We start from the raw sequence: 16,680 nt of genomic DNA on the forward strand, positions 1-16,680 counted from the left end.
GTGGCGGAGCATCTTGACCATTCTAAGCCTCCCGCAACAGCGGTTCGATCATCGCGCGCAATTCTGCCGGGACGTTCTGGCTTTTGAATTGGTCCGCGATAATGAAAACACAGGTGAAAAGCCCATCAAAACAAAGCACATCATTCTGACGACCTTTCACTGCAAAGGTGATCGATTTATTGCCCAACCGCACGGGGTATGTCTCGCAGAGCAGCGTGTGCCGCGGTGTGACGGGGCTGTGGAATTCCATCTCCAACTTCACAAAGGGCGTGCCTACGTTGCGGTCGATCTCCATCTGGAACCAGCCGTCGCCGTCCAGATGGGCTTCCCACCATCCATTGATCGCATCCAGCGCGAAATAGGGCATCCGCGCGGTATAAGCGATGCGCGCAGGATCACAGTCGCCCCATGTAACGTTGACGGGATGCACAAAGGGCGTGGTCATTCAGTAGGTTTCCACATGATAACGTCCATCCTCTCGCATAGTATCGCGCAAGGCAGTCCATTGCTCTCCGATGCTTTCAGCGATGGATGTCATGGCTTTCTCTACACCCTCTTCCATCCCGCGCAGACCGCAAATGTAGATATGCGTCTTTTCATCCTGCAAAAGCGCAGCAATGACATCCTCCTCGGCGATCATCCGGTCCTGCACGTATTCCTTTTCGCTGTCCGGCATCCGGCTGAAGACAAGGTGCTGTTTCAGTAGCGTTTCAGGCACTTTTTTGAGCGGTCCGAAATAGGGCAGGCTGTCAGGGGTACGTGCGCCAAAGAACATCGTCATTCCGCCTGTCGCGCCGCTACGCTGGCGTTGCATGGTAAAGGCCCGCATCGGCGCAGAACCTGTGCCGGTGCAGATCAACAGAAGATGCGCATCAGAGGTCGACGGCATGAGGAAGGTCGCACCAAAGGGACCAGTCACATCGACGCTCGCACCCTGCTCCAGATCACACAGGAAATTCGAGGCGAGCCCGTTCTCCTCTCGCTTAACCGTCAGCGAGATATTGTGATAACCAGCGCGTTCGCCATCCCGCGGGCTTGAAACAGAATAAAGCCGCGGCAGATGCGCGTTGCCATCGGCATCGGTGCCGGGCGGGATGATGCCAACCGATTGCCCTTCAAGCACAGGAAACGGCAGCGCGCCGGGGTCCAGAATGATATGACGGACATCATGATCGGGGTCTTTGGTCAGCGGATAGTTCCCCTGCACCGTCATCTTGGCCGGTTTACCAAGATTGTACATATTCACCACTGGCTTGGCTGCCGAGACAGGTGCCTTGGCCTTGCCTCCGGCGCCCTTGTGCGCCTCGGCCAACAGGACCGCAACCGGATCGGCGACTTCTTCATCATCATTTGCGGGAGCGGCCTCAATGTCTTCCTGCTCGGGCAGCTCGTCCATCTCGTACTGCTGCTCTAGTGTGTAGGGCTCCATCACCACGCGCCATTCATCGATCGACCCTGTGGGACAGACAGGAATACAATCCATGCAGAAATTACACACATCCGCATTCACCACGACGTTGTTGTCGTCATGCTCGATCGCGCCGATGGGGCAGGTGTTTTCGCACGTATAGCAGCGGATACAAATCTCGGGGTCGATCAGGTGCTGTTTGACAGGTTTGTTCATGCGTGGCGGTCTTTCAGGATAAGGTCCGGGACCATTATTGCATCAAACAACGCCTGACAGATACCCTGACATCCGGCGCAGCCGACACAGGGGCCTTGCAAACTTTCCAGATCACGGGCCAGAGCCTGCGTGCGGGGGGCATGTCCAATGGTGCGTTCTGCTTGCATGTCTGATCTCCGTCTCTAAGGGCAGGAAAAGCGTTGCCCCACCCGTTTTCACGGATAGGGCAATATCGTTATGCCATATGCAACTTCACATACTCAAAATCGCCCGGCTTGTTGTCGATGCCCACCTTGGGCGCTGCAATCCACGAGGCATATTTTCCCGGTTCGTAGCACGGTACCATCAACGACTGGATATAATCGCCATCAGCTTTGGTCGGCAGCCATTCATCCTGCCGTTTGTGCCATTCGTCAGCCGACATGATATTGCCATCGGGGTCTACTGCAACGGTGCTGAACACACCAATCTGGCGGTGGAAGCCCTCGTGCGGCAGCTTGAGTTCGAACTCGACACCAGACTTGGCGATCTGCTTGTTCCAGCGGCCCACGCCACCAGCTGCATCACGGACATAGTCGTCGCGCAGACGCATGTTAATGGCAGTCAATGCCGGTACGTCTTCGGTCACGATTTTGCCGTCCTTGATCGACGTCACCGCATAGGTGTCATCCTTAAGCTGATGATCGTCGTCAATCCGCTGCTCCATATAGCGGCCCTTGATTCCGTAGTTGAAAGCATTGGCCGCATTGGTCGATACTTCCTGCCCGAACAGATCAAGCGACAGCGTGTAGTGCAGGTTCAGCTTTTTCTGGATGGTAGGCAGGTCGATGACACCCAGATCGCGGATCTTGTTGATGTCATATGGGTCTGTAATGCCGTGCTTGGTCATCGCCTCAAGCGTGGCCTGAATGGTGCGGCCCACGCCGGTTTCACCAACAAACATGTGGTGCGCTTCTTCAGTCAGCATGAAGCGGCAGGTGCGCGACAGCGGGTCAAAGCCCGACTGCGCAAGGCTTTCCAGCTGCATCTTTCCATCGCGGTCGGTGAAATAGGTAAACATGAAGAATGACAGCCAATCAGGCGTTTCCTCATTGAAGGCACCCAACATGCGCGGCGCGTCTTCGTCGCCTGAGGAGCGGACCAACAGATCGTTCGCTTCTTCACGGCCATCGCGGCCAAAGTATTTTTGCAGCAGATAAACCATCGCCCAAAGGTGGCGACCTTCCTCGACGTTTACCTGAAACAGGTTACGCATGTCGTAGAGTGACGGCGCGGTGAGGCCAAGGAACCGCTGCTGCTCGACCGACCCTGGCTCTGTATCGCCCTGAATAACGATCAAACGCTTGAGCATGTTGCGGTATTCGCCCGGCACTTCCTGCCACGCAGGTTCGCCCAAGTGTTCGCCCATCGGAATTTTGCGGTCTTCGACGGCAGGTGCCAGCAGAACACCCCAACGGTATTCGGGCATTTTCACATAATCGAATTTCGCCCAGCCTTTTGGATCCACGCTGACAGCGGTGCGCAGATAGACCATGGATTCCTGAAAGTTCTGCGGGATCAGGTCATTCCACCAGTTGATATAACCGGGGTGCCATTTTTCCAGCGCTTTCAACACCTTCTTGTCTTCGGACAAGCCCACGTTATTCGGGATTTGCGTATCGTAGCTTACATTGATCAGATCAAGCATTGGTTTCCTCCTCTTGGGGGTCAAATTCTTTCGAAGAATTTGGGCCGGATTTTTTCAAAAAAATCCGCGCCCGTTAAACACGTTCCATGTTGTATTTACCGCGTACGCCTGTGCCGTAGCGTTGCAGCGCACCTTCTTCGCCAACCGCGTTCGGGCGTTGGAAAATCCAGTTCTGCCATGCGGTCAGGCGCCCAAAAATGCGGGTCTCCATCGTTTCTGGTCCGGCAAAGCGCAGGTTGGCTTCCATCCCGGTCATCGCATCAGGGCTAAAGCTTGCGCGTTCCTCCATGAACAGACGCACTTCGTCTTCCCAATCAATGTCATCATAGGCGTAAGTGACCAGACCCATCTCGTCAGCGGCATCGGCTTCGAGCGGCTCACCAATGGAGGATTTCAGTTTTTCCACCTGCTCCGGCGTGCCAAGGAAACGGGTTTCCAGACGGGTGAGGTCATTGCTCATGGGATAGGTGCCGAAGTTGCCGTCGGTCATCGTCACGGTCGCCAGATGACGATTATCGCCGTCAAACTCCTCAAGCATCATGTAGCTGCGGTCGACCGCCCAAAGCAGTTCGGCCAGTGGTCCGGCAAAGCATGAGCCGTGCTCAACAATCGCAACCAGCGAGCGCGAAGTCATATCAATGCGTTTCAGCAAGCGCTTCCAGTATTGCAGCACTTCATTGGCCAGCCAGTGGTCTTTGTTGGCAAGCAACAGAGCCTCATGCGCGACCAGTAATTCAGGATCACCCTGCGTCTGGAATTCGATCAGCCCCATCTCTTTTTCATTGTTGCGCAGGTGCAGGATCGCATCGTCCAGTTCACGCGCACAGCGCAGCATCCATGCGTCGGCACCTTCTGCCGTAAAGGCATTCATATCTGCAGGGGCAGCCGCGTCCGGCCCTTTGATCGTGATGGTTGCGCGCATTTCCTTACGGTGGAATGCGACCTCTACCGTGGAGTAGGTCACGCCATTCTCGGAAAAACTGCGGCTGATAGGCGTCAGATCGATGCCTTTCTCCACATCAGCCTTGGCAGAGCTTGCCGCCAGTTCCTGCGCCCGCTCCGCAACTTTCTCGTCAAACGAAGAATTCGGGAAGACTTCATCGACCAATCTCCAGTCCCGCGCGCGCTTGCCCTTCACGCCCTCTTCAATGGAGCAGAATACATCTGCCAGATCACGGCGCACTTTGCGTTTATCCGTGACGCGGGTCAGCCCCCCGGTACCGGGCAAAACGGCAAGCAGCGGCACCTCCGGCAGCGCGACCGATGACGTCGAATCATCCGTCAGCATCAGGTGGTTGCACGCCAGTGCCAGTTCGTACCCGCCACCTGCACAGGCCCCCTTGATCGCGCAGATATAATTCTGTCCGCTGTCTGCCAATGCCGCTTCGTAGGTGTTGCGCGTCTCGTTCGTGAACTTACAAAAGTTGACCTTGTGGCTGTGAGCAGCGCCACCCAGCATGCGGATATTCGCACCTGCACAAAAGACCTTATCCTTGGCCGAGCGCATGACAACGACCTTCACTTCAGGGTGTTCGAACCGCATTCGCTGCACAACATCGGCCAGCTCGATATCAACACCAAGGTCATAGCTGTTAAGCTTGAGTTCGTACCCATCAAACAACCCGCCCTTTTCATCGACATCCATGGAAAGCCACGCAATCGGGCCGTCATATTCGATTTTCCAATGACGGTACTTGGATGGATCGGTCTGAAAGTCGATCACTTTTGTCATGGAGGAGCCCTCTGCGTTATTCGATTGAGTTGTACTATATTTCACCAAGCGCGGTTTGATTTGCAACGGAGACGTCCAATAACTCACATTATTTGTACTATAATGCCTAAATTGCTTGGCCCAGCTCCCGTCGCACTGCGTTAAGCCAGCCTCGCACCTCTTCGGTCGCAAGACCGAGAATCGGCTGCGGCGGCATGCAGCGCTGCAAATGCTCATCGACCATAACACAGAGCCTGCGTGCGGCATCGGGTCGGCCCATCAGAATTTTGAGGCGGGCGTTGGCGAGTTGAATGAGCGACTGCACCATTTCGCGCTCAACACTCGCGGGCGGCGTTTGCATCCAGACGGCTTCAAGAACTTCGTGGCATTCCCAGAAGTAGCCGCCTTTCAGATATAAAAGTCCTGTCTTGAACGCATCTGTCTGATGCAGGTCTTCTACCTTAGTATCGGGCGTCACGCTGTCCTTGATCGCATCAAACCAGTTTTCTGGATGGCGCGGGGTCTGGCCCGGGATATAGACATGCGGCGGCAAGCGGCCGCCGCTGTCGGGATCAATCAAGAGAAACGACTTCTTGCTCCAACCGGCGCAATCTTGTGCAGAACTCGGTCACACCCGCCAACGTCTCGGCCTCGCGCTCCAGATGAGGTGCGTGGCCACAATCTGGCAGGATCAGTGTCTCAACGGGCGAGTAGATGCGGGCCTCAATCTCTGAAATCTGCGCGAGCGTACCATACGCATCATCACGACCCTGTATCGCCAGCACCGGGATACGCCAATGATCAATCGCATCGGCAACATTCCAACTGGTGAACGCCGGATCGGTCCAGACATCGTGCCAGCCATAAAAGGCAACATCGACGTGGTTGTGGTATTTCTCAAGTCGCGGTTTCAGGTCACCGTCACTATAGGCCTCCCCCGCCTCCTTAATCGCTGCCAAACCGCCCGGCTCGGTAAAGAAATGCGGTGCGATAAGGATCAACCCGCGTACCCGCATGTCTGCGACAGAACCGGCATAGATAGCAGCAATGGTGGCACCATCGGAGTGGCCAAGCAGTATTGTCTGTTGAATGCCGGCGGCATCCAACACCGGACCAAGGTTCTCAATCGCCTCACGTGTCATGTAGTCGAGCGGACGTGGCAGCGAGACTGGATCAGACCCGCCGTACCCTGCACGTGAATAGGCGAACACGCCAAAACCCGTTGTCTCCGCCAACGCTCTGGGGAAACCCTTCCACTGCCCAACAGAACCGAGCCCTTCGTGCAGAAGCACCAGTGTCGGAGCAGTGTCGGGAGATGCACCCCAACAGGCATATTCAATCTCTACGTCGCCTGCGCGCAAAGTGCTTTCTGGGGTATCGGTCCATTGGATGGTCATGAAGTGCCCTCTCTCAGCTTGAACCTCTGGATTTTGCCTGTTGCCGTCTTGGGCAGAGTATCGACAACCTCCGTCCAGCGGGGGTACTTCCAAAGACCGATTTTGGTTTTCACGTGTTCTTTCAAGTCATCCATCAAATCCTGATCCGCTTCACCCGATTGCAGGACGATAAACGCTTTGGGCTTTTCCAACCCGTCGGTATCACTATGCGCCACCACCGCCGCCTCAAGAACGCGCGGATGATCCACCAACGCGCTTTCCACCTCGAAAGGCGACAACCAGATGCCCGACACTTTGAACATGTCATCAGTACGCCCGCAGTAGACCAATCGCCCGTCAGCGCGCCGTTCATACTTGTCTCCGGTACGGGTCCAGACCCCTTCGAATGTATGGCGGCTTTTCTCGCGCTGGTTCCAATAGCAACTCGCCGCAGACGCGCCGTTGACCAGCAGCTCGCCGACCTCACCTTCGCCCACATCTTCGCCCTTTTCGTTGACCAGTCGCAGATCGTAGCCCGGAACAGCGGTGCCGGATGTGCCATAAAGGGTCTCGCCCGCCCGGTTGCTCAGGAAAATATGCAGCATCTCGGTCGAGCCGACACCGTCAAGAATTTCGACGCCAACATGTTTTTCCCAACGCGTCCCGACATCATGCGGCAAGGCCTCTCCGGCAGAAATGCAAAGGCGCAGACGATGATCTGGCATACCGGTCTGATCTATTTGCGCAACCATCGCGGCAAAGAGAGTGGGCACGCCGCAAAACAACGTGGGTTGATGTGCTGCAATCGTCTCAAGCATATCGACGGGTGTCGGGCGCCCTGCAAAAAGAACCGTCGTTGCGCCAACCGACTGCGGGAACGTCATGGCGTTCCCTAGGCCATAGGCAAAAAAGAACTTGGCCGCAGACAGAACGACATCATCCTCAGAAATGCCCAAAATCTGCGCCCCATAGGTATCAGATGTCGCTTGCAACGCCGAATGTACGTGCGCCACACCTTTTGGCTGCCCCGTTGAACCAGAGGAATAGAGCCAGAAAGCAACTTCATCCGCGCTGACCGCACAAGTATCGGCCTCTGGCGCATCTTTGACGAATTCATCAAAGCGCGTCGTGCCCTCAATATCCTCCCCTATGACGACGACCTGCCGTATATAGGGATTGTTTGCCACGGCGCCTGATACGACCTCCCACAGCGGGGCTGACACAAATAGGATTGCCGCGCGACTGTCCCGTAGGATCGCGTCGTAGACGCCGGTCGCCAACAAGGTGTTGAGCGGGATCGGGATAACACCGGTTTTGAGCGCACCCCAGAAAATTTGGGGAAATTCGATCTGGTCCAGCACCAAAACAGCCGCACGTTCTTCGGGGCGAATACCGGCCCTTTCAAGCGCACCTGCTACGCGGGCCGCCCCTTGCATCATGTCGCCGTAGCTGAGCGTCCGCCCGGTTCCGGCTTCAATATACGCGAGCTTGTCAGTCCGCCCTTCACTGATGTGACGATCTACGAAGTATGTGGCCGCGTTGGCCTCTTGTGTGAGCATTTGAGCGCTCCTCCCTAATGCAGCATTGTGCATTTCGATCAAAGCCGCGCAACAATCAGAGGATAGGAGTGCAGTTTAGTGCAGGATTTCGATGCGCAGGTCGCTCCGCTCATCGTAAAGCAGATCGACAAGCGCGGCGCGACGCTCCAGAAATCGGGGGAAATTTATGTTGCCTTTTGCTGTTGCTTCGCCTTCCGACATTGAAGCGGGCTCTGACAAACAAAGAGCGTTCACGATCTTGGTGGCGCGCGCAGTTGCATGTGTGTTGTGGGCAGCTAGCCGTTTTTCAAGCTCGGCATGCAGCGGCGCACAGACAAGAATGCCGTCTTTTTCTTCACTCTCCCAACCTTGTGCGGCCAGTGCTCCTTTGTTGGGCAGGATTAGCGCGCCGACCTGATCGCGACCAGCGCCCGTAATCACCACGTCCTGCGCAAAGGGGGCAAAGCGGGCCAACAGGTCCAGACGCAGATTGGCAGCCTGTACCCAGATACCTGTGCTGAGCTTGAAATCCTCCGAAAGACGTCCGTCAAATTGCAGTCCTTGATTTGCGTCGGCTTCATCAACAAAACGCATCGCGTCTCCGGTGATGAAATATCCCTCCTCGTCAAATGCCTCGCGGGTCTTTTTGGGATTGCCCAGATAGCCCTGCATGACACTTCGCGCCTTGATGCGTACATCAAACCGTCCGGTGTTCTCTGGCACAAGTTTCACGTCAATACCGGGCAGAGGAACGCCGACAATCCCTGCACCCTTAGCAGGCGCGTGTCCGATCAGAGCTGCCGGTGCGGTTTCGGTCAAACCCCAGGATGTGGTAATCAGCGGTAAGGGGCGCCCCGTTTCGCGCGCGAGCCGTTCCAGCGCGGCCCATGTCTCCTGCGGCAATGAGGCACCCGCATAGAAAATCATATCAAGCTCGGCGAAGTAGGTTTCCCGCAGAGCGGCATCCCGCTCAAGCGCCTGCACCAGTTGGGCGAACCCGATGGGCACATTGAAACTGATTGTGCCCGAGATCATCGACAGGTTTTCAAGCGTGCGATCAAAAAGGCCCGGTGCCGGTTTGCCATCATCCAGATATAGCGCACCGCCGTTCGCCAGCATCATGTTAAAGTTGTGCGAACCCCCAAAGACATGGTTCCACGGGAGCCAATCAACAACACGGGGGGGGCGATCCGCCAGAAACGGCAGGCATCCTGCGATCTGTGCCTGATTTGAGGTCAGCATTTTCTGGGTGGTCAGCACACCTTTGGGATCAGAGGTGGAGCCTGACGTCAGCAGGATCTTGGCAAGGGTCTCGGGTCCGACCGCCGCAGCGGCAGTAGAAATATCGGTGCCTGTCGGTGACAGCATATCCGCAAATGCGGTTTGCCCTGCCTGCGCAGGCGCTGCGCTTAGAACCTCGATTCCGTCAAAGACATCCAGGGACAGCGCATCGCGATATTGCGCCGCATCTTGCGCAAACACCATTCCGGGCCGCACGAGCCCAGCTGCATATATCAGTCGCGGATGTGCGGCAGGGATCAGCGCGTACTGCTCCGCTACGGGAACGACGGGGATGCCGACATACTGTGCCGCAAGCATAAGCAATCCATGCTCGACACTGTTGCCCGAGATCACGAGGATCGGCCTGTCAGGGCCAAGGTCGCGGGTTAGCAGATGGCTTGAAATCGCGTGAACCTGCATCTGCGCTTGTGCGTAAGTTACTTCACGCCAGCCGTCACCAGATCGATCCGCCAGAAACACGGCCTCCGGCGTGGCGTTCGCCCAATGGTCCAGCCAATCCCCCGTGCATCGCGCAACCGCACCCATCTGGTAGGTCGAGCGCAGCAGCACCGTACCGTCCACCCTGTCGGTCCGCTCGACGCGGTGGGGTTTCAGGTTCAGATGCTCGGTCATGGAAGGCTTCCTTTAAGATCAGGCCTTTCTAGTCAGGCAGAAGAAACAGTGTGATCGCAGGAAACGCGACAAGGATAACCACCCGCACGATATCAGAGCCAACAAAGTACATGACCGCGCGGTACGTCTGGGTCATCGGGGTTTCGCGGTCCATCGAGTTGATGATGAACAGGTTCATTCCGACAGGTGGCGTGATCAACCCAACCTCCACGACGATCAGGACAAGGATACCGAACCAGATCGCAACATGTTCGGGCGACATGCCGAAATCCATCGCCATGATAACCGGAAAGAAGATCGGCACGGTCAGCAGGATCATCGACAGACTGTCCATCAGACAGCCGAACACCAGATAGAAAGCAAGGATCACGCAAAGCACGAACAGGGGCGAGAAACCCTGTTCCACCACCCAGCCCGCCATAAACTGCGGCACGCCAGACAGCGCCAGAAAACCGTTGTAGAAACCTGCGCCCAGCACGATGAAAAAGATCATACCCGTGGTGCGCGCCGTGCCCAACAGGCTTTGCCCCAACACGCGCCAATTCAGGCTGCCCGAGAGCAATGCGGCAAGTCCAGTCGCTGCGGCCCCGATGGCAGAGCCTTCGGTGGGCGTAAACCAGCCCGCATAAATTCCGCCGACGACCAGCGCAAAGATGGTCAGAACCGGCCAACAATCAGCCAAGGCGCGGAACCGTTCCGACATTGGCACTGGCGGACGAGTCCCTGCCGCGTCGGGATGCAGCCGCACGTAAATGGAAATTGTCAGCATGTATCCAAGCGCGGCAAGGATACCGGGGATGAAAGCCGCAAGGAACAGCTTCGCGATGTTCTGTTCAGTCAGGATGGCATAGATCACCAGAATGACCGAAGGCGGGATCAAAATCCCCAAGGTGCCCCCTGCCGCCAAAGTCGCGGTGGAAAAGCCACCGGAGTATCCGTAGCGCTTGAGCTCGGGCAGCGCGACCTTGGACATAGTAGCCGCAGTTGCCAGCGACGATCCGCAGATCGCACCAAAGCCCGCACAAGCCCCGACAGAGGCCATGGCGACGCCGCCGCGCCGATGCCCCAGAAAGTTCTCAGCCGCTTTGAACAGGGCCTGAGACATCCCCGACAGGGTCGCAAACTGCCCCATCAACAAAAACATCGGAATGATGCTGAGCGAATAGCTCGAGAAGGTCGTGTAGGTTTCGGATTTCATTTTTGCCAAAAGGGGCGTCGGGTTGCCCCCCATGGCAAAGTACCACCCGCCAAATCCGCAAAGAAGCATCGCAAGCCCGATAGGCGCACGCAGAAAAACCATCAACAACAATACGGGAAAGGACCAGAAGCCCAGCTCTAGGCTACTCATTTCAGTGCTCTCCGTGCTCGGATGGAAGAAGGTCGCGGTCGCTGATGGCTTCGACGAGACGCATCACAGCGCAATAAAGCGCTGTGACACAGGCCACCACTCCGGCCGCAAAACTGGCGGCATAGGCCCACCAGACCGGAAACTGCAGGAACAGAGTGGTCTGGCCGTTGCGGATATACCGTTCCATGCCGCCGTAAAGTTGTATCACGATCAAAAGGATCACGGCGGCGAGCACGACTTCCCAAAAACCTGCGATAAACCTGTTTGCCCGTGCGGGCAGAAACGAGGTGAACACATCAACGGTAGCATGTGCACCATAAAGTTGCGTGACCGGCAGAAAAGAGAAAATGGCAAAAGCAACGCCCGCCTCGAGGAGTTCGTAGCTGCCGTTGATCTCACCCACGCCCAAATCGAGAAGCCATTGAGACAGCCCAGTTAAAGATTGGCTGAAGAAGTCACCGTGAAGCAGTTTGTTCACCGACCGCCCAATGATGGAAAGGGTCGTCAAAACAATCAGAATGACAAGGACAATACCGCCAACCAATGCGGTCAGGCGAGCGAGGGACTGGACAGCGCGGTGCATGAATTTCTTTCGCAGTTCGTGCCAAACCTGCGGCAATCACAAGGGACTGCCGCAGGTCAGAAACATTTCGAAGATGCTTACTTGTCGTAGGCTTCCATCAGCGAACGTGCTTCGTCGATCAGAGCTTGACCGTCGATGCCTTTCGTCTCCATGTCAGCGACCCATTCGTCATAGATCGGCTGCGCCGCATCGCGCCACGCCTGAACATCATCGCCTGATACAGTGACAATGCTGTTGCCACGATCAACGGCAAGCTGGCGTGCAGGGCCATCGCTGTCTGACTGTGTACCACCGGCAAAGATAGAGAATTCCAGACCGGAATTATCGTCGATCACTTTTTTCAGATCGTCAGGAAGCCCTTCGTAACGGTCTTTGTTCATCGCCAGCACAAAGGTCAGAACGTAAAGCGCATTGCCTTCGAATTCTGTGTGGTTCGACACCAGCTCAGGCACTTTCAGAGCAGCGGTAACTTCCCAAGGAATAGTCGTGCCGTCGATGACACCCTTTGAGAGACCTTCGGGAATCGCAGGAACCGGCATGCCGACCGGGGTCGCGCCTGTTTTCTCAAGCAGGGAGTTAACCAGCCGTGAGCCGCCACGAATCTTGAGCCCTTCCATGTCAGAAGGTGTTTTGACCTCTTTGTTGGTGTGGATCATGCCTGGGCCATGAACCCATGTGCCAAGAATGTGCACATCTTTGAACTCTGTGTCCTTCATGTGCTTTTCAAACATCTGCCAATAAGCCGATGATGCCGCACGTGCGTTGGACATGATGAAAGGCAGCTCGAAGACTTCGGTCGATGGATAGCGGCCCGGCGTGTAGCCGACCACGGTCCAGACAATATCTGCAACGCCGTCAATCGCCTGATCCATCAGCTCAGGTGGCGTGCCACCTAGCTGCATGGAGGGATAACGCTCCACCTTGATGCGGCCTTCACTAGCTTCCTCGACATTGTCTGCCCAGACGTCCAGCACCAGTTTTGGCACGTTCGCCTGTGGTGGCAGGAACTGGTGCATCCGCAAGGTAACGTCCTGCGCCATTGCTGTGGTGCCAGTCAGTGTGACGGCCAGTGCCGCGCCCGCCAATCCCAAAATTGATCTTCTAAGCATTTGTAACTCTTCTCCCTAATGTGTCGTCCCTGTTTTCGGGGCGATCATTTATATCTGAGGTCAATCAGACAGTACCAGACCGATATCGTCAATGCAGGCGATACATTCTGGCAAGCCGGACACGTCCGTATCGGCGCATAATGCCGTCCCATTTGTAACTATCAACGGAAAAAGGGTGCCGCGTTAATATAATGCAAAGAACTCTTCTACCTACGGGATCGTGCCGAGATCTTTGAAATCGCAGGTTGCGGGAACATTGCTTTGAAAAGGCACGGGAGACTGTGGGTCGCACGCCGCCGACTGATCTTCACTTCATATCGGCCCGACAATCCCGGCAGCCTGCCGAAATCAGCGCCATTCAGGCGTAACAAACTGAAAACATTGTAAAGTGATGGTGGCGTTACCTGGATTTGAACCAGGGACCTAACGATTATGAGTCGTTCGCTCTAACCAACTGAGCTATAACGCCATCGGCGCGTGGACTAAGCCAGCACCGCGGTGCCGTCAAGGGCTAAACCTACGCTTAAATGCGATGGCTGTCAGGATGGCACCTGTCCGCCCCGTTTATCCGTCTACCGCGCATGCCTAACCCGGCCGAAAAGCTTAACTAAACAGAATTCGGTTCAAGCGATATCAGTGGCCGCTGGCAAAGTGGTACTGCATTTGTAAACCTAAATTTAGTGTGCAGGCGCTGTAACTGCATCGAGCAAACTGCGGCCGCCATCGATCACCATGACCTCTCCTGTCATAAAGCCGGAACTTTCAGCGGCGAGAAACTGAACGGCTTCACAAAGCTCATTCGGAGACGCGATGCGACCAAGCGGTGTGTGATCGCGGATGTCATCACGCCAGTCCCGATTGTCCGCGACAGATGCCTGCAATGACCCACTCATCACCGAGCCGAAGGAAATGGCATTCACTCTGATCCTGTGTGGTGCCAGCACCAACGCCATAGAGCGCGTCATCTGTTGAACAGCGGCGGCCGCGATAGAATAGCCCATCAACTCAGGCTGGCTGTGATAGGCCGAGATAGAGCTGAAGTTGATGATTGTACCGGCCTGGCCTTCTTCCTGATCTTCGGACTGTTTGATCATGCGCTTGGCCACGTATTGGGTAAGTTGCAGCGCCGTCATCAAGTTCTGATCCAAAAGCGTTCGAACAGAATCGTCCTCTACCTCAAGCGCGTCAGTGAGAACGAGCTGGCGGGAGGCGTTGACCAGAATATCCACCTGATCAAAGGCATCGATCGTGGCGGACACCAGATTGGCAATTGTCAGGCGCTGACGCAGATCACCGGCAAAAATGCGGATATTGCCGTCCTCTGGGGCATCGCCCAATTCCTCAACCAGCTTCTTTTCGTTGGCGTCGGCGCACATCACATTTGCACCCTTGTCGGCCAGATGCCGCGCGACAGCAAGGCCGATACCATTGGCTGCTCCGGTCACAATCGCGGTCTTGCCCTGAACTGAGAACGACATGGCGTTTCCTCTTTTTATCCGCGGCGCCGCGCACGTACGGGGCGTGTTGCGTGGAACAGTTTGAACCGCGCATCGCCGCCCAGCTCGCTGACCTGCGAAAAGCGTTTTTTCAATTCGGTCTCATACGGCAAATGGCGGTTTGCGACCATCCACAGATCACCGTGCGATGAAAGCAGGCGGGCCGCTGCGGCCACAAACGCCTGACCGATCTGCGGCTCGGCGGCACGTCCGGTGTGGAAAGGCGGGTTCATTACGATGGCATCCATCTTGTGATCCGGCGCCCATTCCACAGCGTCCTGCCAATAGTGGCGCGCACGTTCATCTGTGACATTCCGTTTGGCACATTCAAGCGCGAGGTGCCCCGCCTCTACCAGATGCATCTGGGTCACATCGGACCGCGTCAGCACATGCGCCGCGAGAAAGCCCCATCCGGCCCCAAGGTCGGCGACATGGCCGCTCATCTTCTCCGGCAACGCCTCGACCAGCAATGCGGATGCAAGATCAACGCCATCTGCCGAGAATACCCCAGGTGCCGTCCAGAACCCGCCTTCGGTCCGCTCCGGCGTTCGTATCCAATCCGCAAAGAACTCTGTCGCGGTGGCATCGATCCAGAACATCTTGCCGTGGGCCTTGGAAATCGGCCCCTGTACCGTCACGCGCCGTTTCATTTCCTTCAGGATCGAATCGACACCGTCGGTTTTCTGTCCGTCAATGATGACCGGCCCGTCCGTCACTTCACAGGCCTGCGCAATCAAATGGCGCGCTTCGGCCTTGGCGCGAGGCAGGCACACAATCGCAGCAGCATAAGGGCCGTCTGGTGAATACCGCGCATCGTAGCCCCGATTGGCCCATGCGTCATAAAAGGGTTTGAAATCGTGCAGCATGTCGCATCTGTCCGGCACAAAACCGGAAAGATCTGCATCCACAGGCGGTCTGAAAACCGCAATTCGCCCTTCGTCCGGCAGCTCAAGACCGCCAGCGTTCAGCGCCACCTGCAACCGTGCATCAATCACGTCGCATGTTTCTTTTGCGGGTGGGCCGTCATGCGGCTTACTCTTCTTTTTCCATGGTACATTGCAGCGGGTGCTGATGGCGGCGGGCAAAGTCCATGACCTGCGCGACCTTCGTTTCGGCAATTTCGTGACTGAACACCCCCACAACTGCCAAACCCTTTTTGTGGACTGTCAGCATGATTTCGAACGCCTGCGCGTGGTTAAGACCGAAGAAACGCTCAAGCACATGCACTACGAATTCCATCGGCGTGAAATCGTCATTCAACAGCATCACCTTATACAAGGGCGGACGCTTTGTTTTAGGCTTCGTCTTGGTCAGCAGGCCGGTATCGCTATCGTCATCCGATCCGTCTGACATCATGATCTCATCAAGGCGCATTTCTGCTCCCGCATGTTTGAGTGAACGATTGTGAGTCGTGAGACGCGTTATATAACCCGATAAGCTATTTTTGAAAGAGGCATACGAAAATGAGCGCGATCATCACGGCAATCGGATTGGATGCAGACGACACGCTGTGGCAGAATGAACAGTTCTTTGCGATGACCCAAGACAACTTTGCCGATCTGCTGCGCGATCACACGGATAAGGGCAATCTGATGGAGCGCCTGCTGGCTGCAGAGCGGCGAAACCTTCCCCATTACGGATTCGGGATCAAAGGATTCACGCTTTCTATGGTAGAGACCGCGATCGAAGTGACCGACGGCAATGTCCCCTCAGACGTCATTGCGCAAATTTTGGATATGGGTCGTGATATGCTGTCCCATCCCATCGAATTGCTCCCGCAGGTAGAAGAGACGTTGGTTTCGCTGTCGGCAGATTTCAAATTGGTCCTGATCACCAAGGGTGATCTGCTGGATCAGGAACGCAAGCTGGCGCAGTCAGGTCTTCGCGACCATTTCGACGGTATCGAAATTGTCTCGGACAAGACCCCACCAGTTTATGCCGACATCTTTGAGCGGCATGGGACAGGCGCGGATCAGGCGCTTATGGCGGGCAATTCCATGGCCTCTGATGTTCTGCCAGTACTCGATGCAGGCGGTTGGGCCGTGCACATTCCGCATGCGCTGACTTGGGCATATGAACTTGCCACGGCACCGGAAAACAGGGACCGCTTCACCACTCTGGATAAGCTTGGTGCGTTGCCAACGTACATGGAAAAACTGACCGGCGGCTGACGCGAACAGGCGGCAAAAATCGTAAAAAGGAATCTGGGCAAGTGCGCCCAAGTCCCGCCACATTCCTGACACAATGGCCCCAATGGTGGGGCACCATACTGCACCCCCAACATATTGACACAG

General features: G+C 56.0%; 16 protein-coding genes and 1 tRNA gene. 1 reads left to right on the forward strand and 16 read right to left on the reverse strand.

Translation table 11 applies throughout. The features are described 5' to 3' along the window. Window positions 1-22: 22 nt before the first annotated feature. The 16 genes from Z946_RS0106025 to clpS all read right to left on the reverse strand — a co-directional run bounded on the left by Z946_RS0106025 (window position 23) and on the right by clpS (window position 15,760). Complete coding sequence (locus Z946_RS0106025; RefSeq protein ID WP_025054828.1) at window positions 23-445, reverse strand: acyl-CoA thioesterase; 423 nt, start codon at window positions 443-445, stop codon at window positions 23-25. Then, window positions 446-1,624: a benzoyl-CoA 2,3-epoxidase subunit BoxA gene (gene boxA, locus Z946_RS0106030; RefSeq protein WP_025054829.1), complete on the reverse strand. Its 1,179-nt coding sequence runs from the start codon at window positions 1,622-1,624 to the stop codon at window positions 446-448. Beyond that, window positions 1,621-1,791, reverse strand: a complete 171-nt coding sequence (locus Z946_RS21665; RefSeq protein WP_169736906.1) for a hypothetical protein — start codon at window positions 1,789-1,791, stop codon at window positions 1,621-1,623. The genes boxA and Z946_RS21665 overlap by 4 nt, the downstream gene beginning before the upstream one ends. A gap of 68 nt (window positions 1,792-1,859) precedes the next feature. Continuing rightward, entirely contained in the window at window positions 1,860-3,311 is a 1,452-nt protein-coding gene (gene boxB, locus Z946_RS0106040) for a benzoyl-CoA 2,3-epoxidase subunit BoxB (protein ID WP_025054830.1), read from the reverse strand. Window positions 3,312-3,384: 73 nt separating this feature from the next. Then, window positions 3,385-5,043, reverse strand: a complete 1,659-nt coding sequence (boxC, locus tag Z946_RS0106045) for a 2,3-epoxybenzoyl-CoA dihydrolase (RefSeq protein ID WP_025054831.1) — start codon at window positions 5,041-5,043, stop codon at window positions 3,385-3,387. A gap of 106 nt (window positions 5,044-5,149) precedes the next feature. Next, entirely contained in the window at window positions 5,150-5,602 is a 453-nt protein-coding gene (locus Z946_RS0106050; protein WP_241461305.1) for a DUF309 domain-containing protein, read from the reverse strand. Then, a complete protein-coding gene (locus Z946_RS0106055; protein ID WP_037969078.1) occupies window positions 5,595-6,419 on the reverse strand; it encodes an alpha/beta fold hydrolase in 825 nt (274 codons plus the stop codon). Before Z946_RS0106055 ends, Z946_RS0106050 begins: the two co-directional genes overlap by 8 nt. Beyond that, window positions 6,416-7,957, reverse strand: a complete 1,542-nt coding sequence (locus Z946_RS0106060) for a benzoate-CoA ligase family protein (protein WP_025054834.1) — start codon at window positions 7,955-7,957, stop codon at window positions 6,416-6,418. The genes Z946_RS0106055 and Z946_RS0106060 overlap by 4 nt, the downstream gene beginning before the upstream one ends. Before the next feature lie 75 nt (window positions 7,958-8,032). Beyond that, window positions 8,033-9,850 carry a feruloyl-CoA synthase gene (locus tag Z946_RS0106065; RefSeq protein ID WP_025054835.1) on the reverse strand — a complete coding sequence of 606 codons (1,818 nt, stop codon included), beginning with the start codon at window positions 9,848-9,850 and terminating at the stop codon, window positions 8,033-8,035. 28 nt (window positions 9,851-9,878) lie between these two features. Beyond that, window positions 9,879-11,198, reverse strand: a complete 1,320-nt coding sequence (locus Z946_RS0106070; protein WP_025054836.1) for a TRAP transporter large permease — start codon at window positions 11,196-11,198, stop codon at window positions 9,879-9,881. A gap of 1 nt (window position 11,199) precedes the next feature. Continuing rightward, window positions 11,200-11,781: a TRAP transporter small permease gene (locus tag Z946_RS0106075; RefSeq protein WP_025054837.1), complete on the reverse strand. Its 582-nt coding sequence runs from the start codon at window positions 11,779-11,781 to the stop codon at window positions 11,200-11,202. Between the two features lie 77 nt (window positions 11,782-11,858). Next, window positions 11,859-12,890, reverse strand: a complete 1,032-nt coding sequence (locus tag Z946_RS0106080; RefSeq protein WP_025054838.1) for a TRAP transporter substrate-binding protein — start codon at window positions 12,888-12,890, stop codon at window positions 11,859-11,861. 392 nt (window positions 12,891-13,282) lie between these two features. Beyond that, window positions 13,283-13,359 (reverse strand) — tRNA-Met (locus Z946_RS0106085). 208 nt (window positions 13,360-13,567) lie between these two features. After that, window positions 13,568-14,368, reverse strand: coding sequence for an SDR family NAD(P)-dependent oxidoreductase (locus tag Z946_RS0106090; RefSeq protein ID WP_025054839.1), 801 nt, complete (start codon window positions 14,366-14,368; stop codon window positions 13,568-13,570). A gap of 14 nt (window positions 14,369-14,382) precedes the next feature. Continuing rightward, the gene (locus tag Z946_RS0106095; protein WP_025054840.1) at window positions 14,383-15,381 is read right to left on the reverse strand and encodes a class I SAM-dependent methyltransferase; all 999 of its coding nucleotides are present in this window, start codon (window positions 15,379-15,381) and stop codon (window positions 14,383-14,385) included. Window positions 15,382-15,418: 37 nt separating this feature from the next. Next, complete coding sequence (clpS, locus tag Z946_RS0106100; RefSeq protein WP_025054841.1) at window positions 15,419-15,760, reverse strand: ATP-dependent Clp protease adapter ClpS; 342 nt, start codon at window positions 15,758-15,760, stop codon at window positions 15,419-15,421. A gap of 89 nt (window positions 15,761-15,849) precedes the next feature. Between clpS and Z946_RS0106105 the strand changes: the two genes are divergently transcribed. Then, window positions 15,850-16,557, forward strand: coding sequence for an HAD family hydrolase (locus tag Z946_RS0106105; protein ID WP_025054842.1), 708 nt, complete (start codon window positions 15,850-15,852; stop codon window positions 16,555-16,557). Window positions 16,558-16,680: the final 123 nt, after the last annotated feature.

This window comes from Sulfitobacter noctilucicola (assembly GCF_000622385.1).
Taxonomy (GTDB): domain Bacteria; phylum Pseudomonadota; class Alphaproteobacteria; order Rhodobacterales; family Rhodobacteraceae; genus Sulfitobacter; species Sulfitobacter noctilucicola.

What these genes read in the sequence shown, in the direction of transcription:
- Z946_RS0106025 (WP_025054828.1), bottom strand. Translation starts at nt 445, where the DNA reads ATGACCACGCCCTTTGTGCATCCCGTCAACGTTACATGGGGCGACTGT.
- boxA (WP_025054829.1), bottom strand. Translation starts at nt 1,624, where the DNA reads ATGAACAAACCTGTCAAACAGCACCTGATCGACCCCGAGATTTGTATC.
- Z946_RS21665 (WP_169736906.1), bottom strand. Translation starts at nt 1,791, where the DNA reads ATGCAAGCAGAACGCACCATTGGACATGCCCCCCGCACGCAGGCTCTG.
- boxB (WP_025054830.1), bottom strand. Translation starts at nt 3,311, where the DNA reads ATGCTTGATCTGATCAATGTAAGCTACGATACGCAAATCCCGAATAAC.
- boxC (WP_025054831.1), bottom strand. Translation starts at nt 5,043, where the DNA reads ATGACAAAAGTGATCGACTTTCAGACCGATCCATCCAAGTACCGTCAT.
- Z946_RS0106055 (WP_037969078.1), bottom strand. Translation starts at nt 6,419, where the DNA reads ATGACCATCCAATGGACCGATACCCCAGAAAGCACTTTGCGCGCAGGC.
- Z946_RS0106060 (WP_025054834.1), bottom strand. Translation starts at nt 7,957, where the DNA reads ATGCTCACACAAGAGGCCAACGCGGCCACATACTTCGTAGATCGTCAC.
- Z946_RS0106065 (WP_025054835.1), bottom strand. Translation starts at nt 9,850, where the DNA reads ATGACCGAGCATCTGAACCTGAAACCCCACCGCGTCGAGCGGACCGAC.
- Z946_RS0106070 (WP_025054836.1), bottom strand. Translation starts at nt 11,198, where the DNA reads ATGAGTAGCCTAGAGCTGGGCTTCTGGTCCTTTCCCGTATTGTTGTTG.
- Z946_RS0106075 (WP_025054837.1), bottom strand. Translation starts at nt 11,781, where the DNA reads ATGCACCGCGCTGTCCAGTCCCTCGCTCGCCTGACCGCATTGGTTGGC.
- Z946_RS0106080 (WP_025054838.1), bottom strand. Translation starts at nt 12,890, where the DNA reads ATGCTTAGAAGATCAATTTTGGGATTGGCGGGCGCGGCACTGGCCGTC.
- Z946_RS0106090 (WP_025054839.1), bottom strand. Translation starts at nt 14,368, where the DNA reads ATGTCGTTCTCAGTTCAGGGCAAGACCGCGATTGTGACCGGAGCAGCC.
- clpS (WP_025054841.1), bottom strand. Translation starts at nt 15,760, where the DNA reads ATGCGCCTTGATGAGATCATGATGTCAGACGGATCGGATGACGATAGC.
- Z946_RS0106105 (WP_025054842.1), top strand. Translation starts at nt 15,850, where the DNA reads ATGAGCGCGATCATCACGGCAATCGGATTGGATGCAGACGACACGCTG.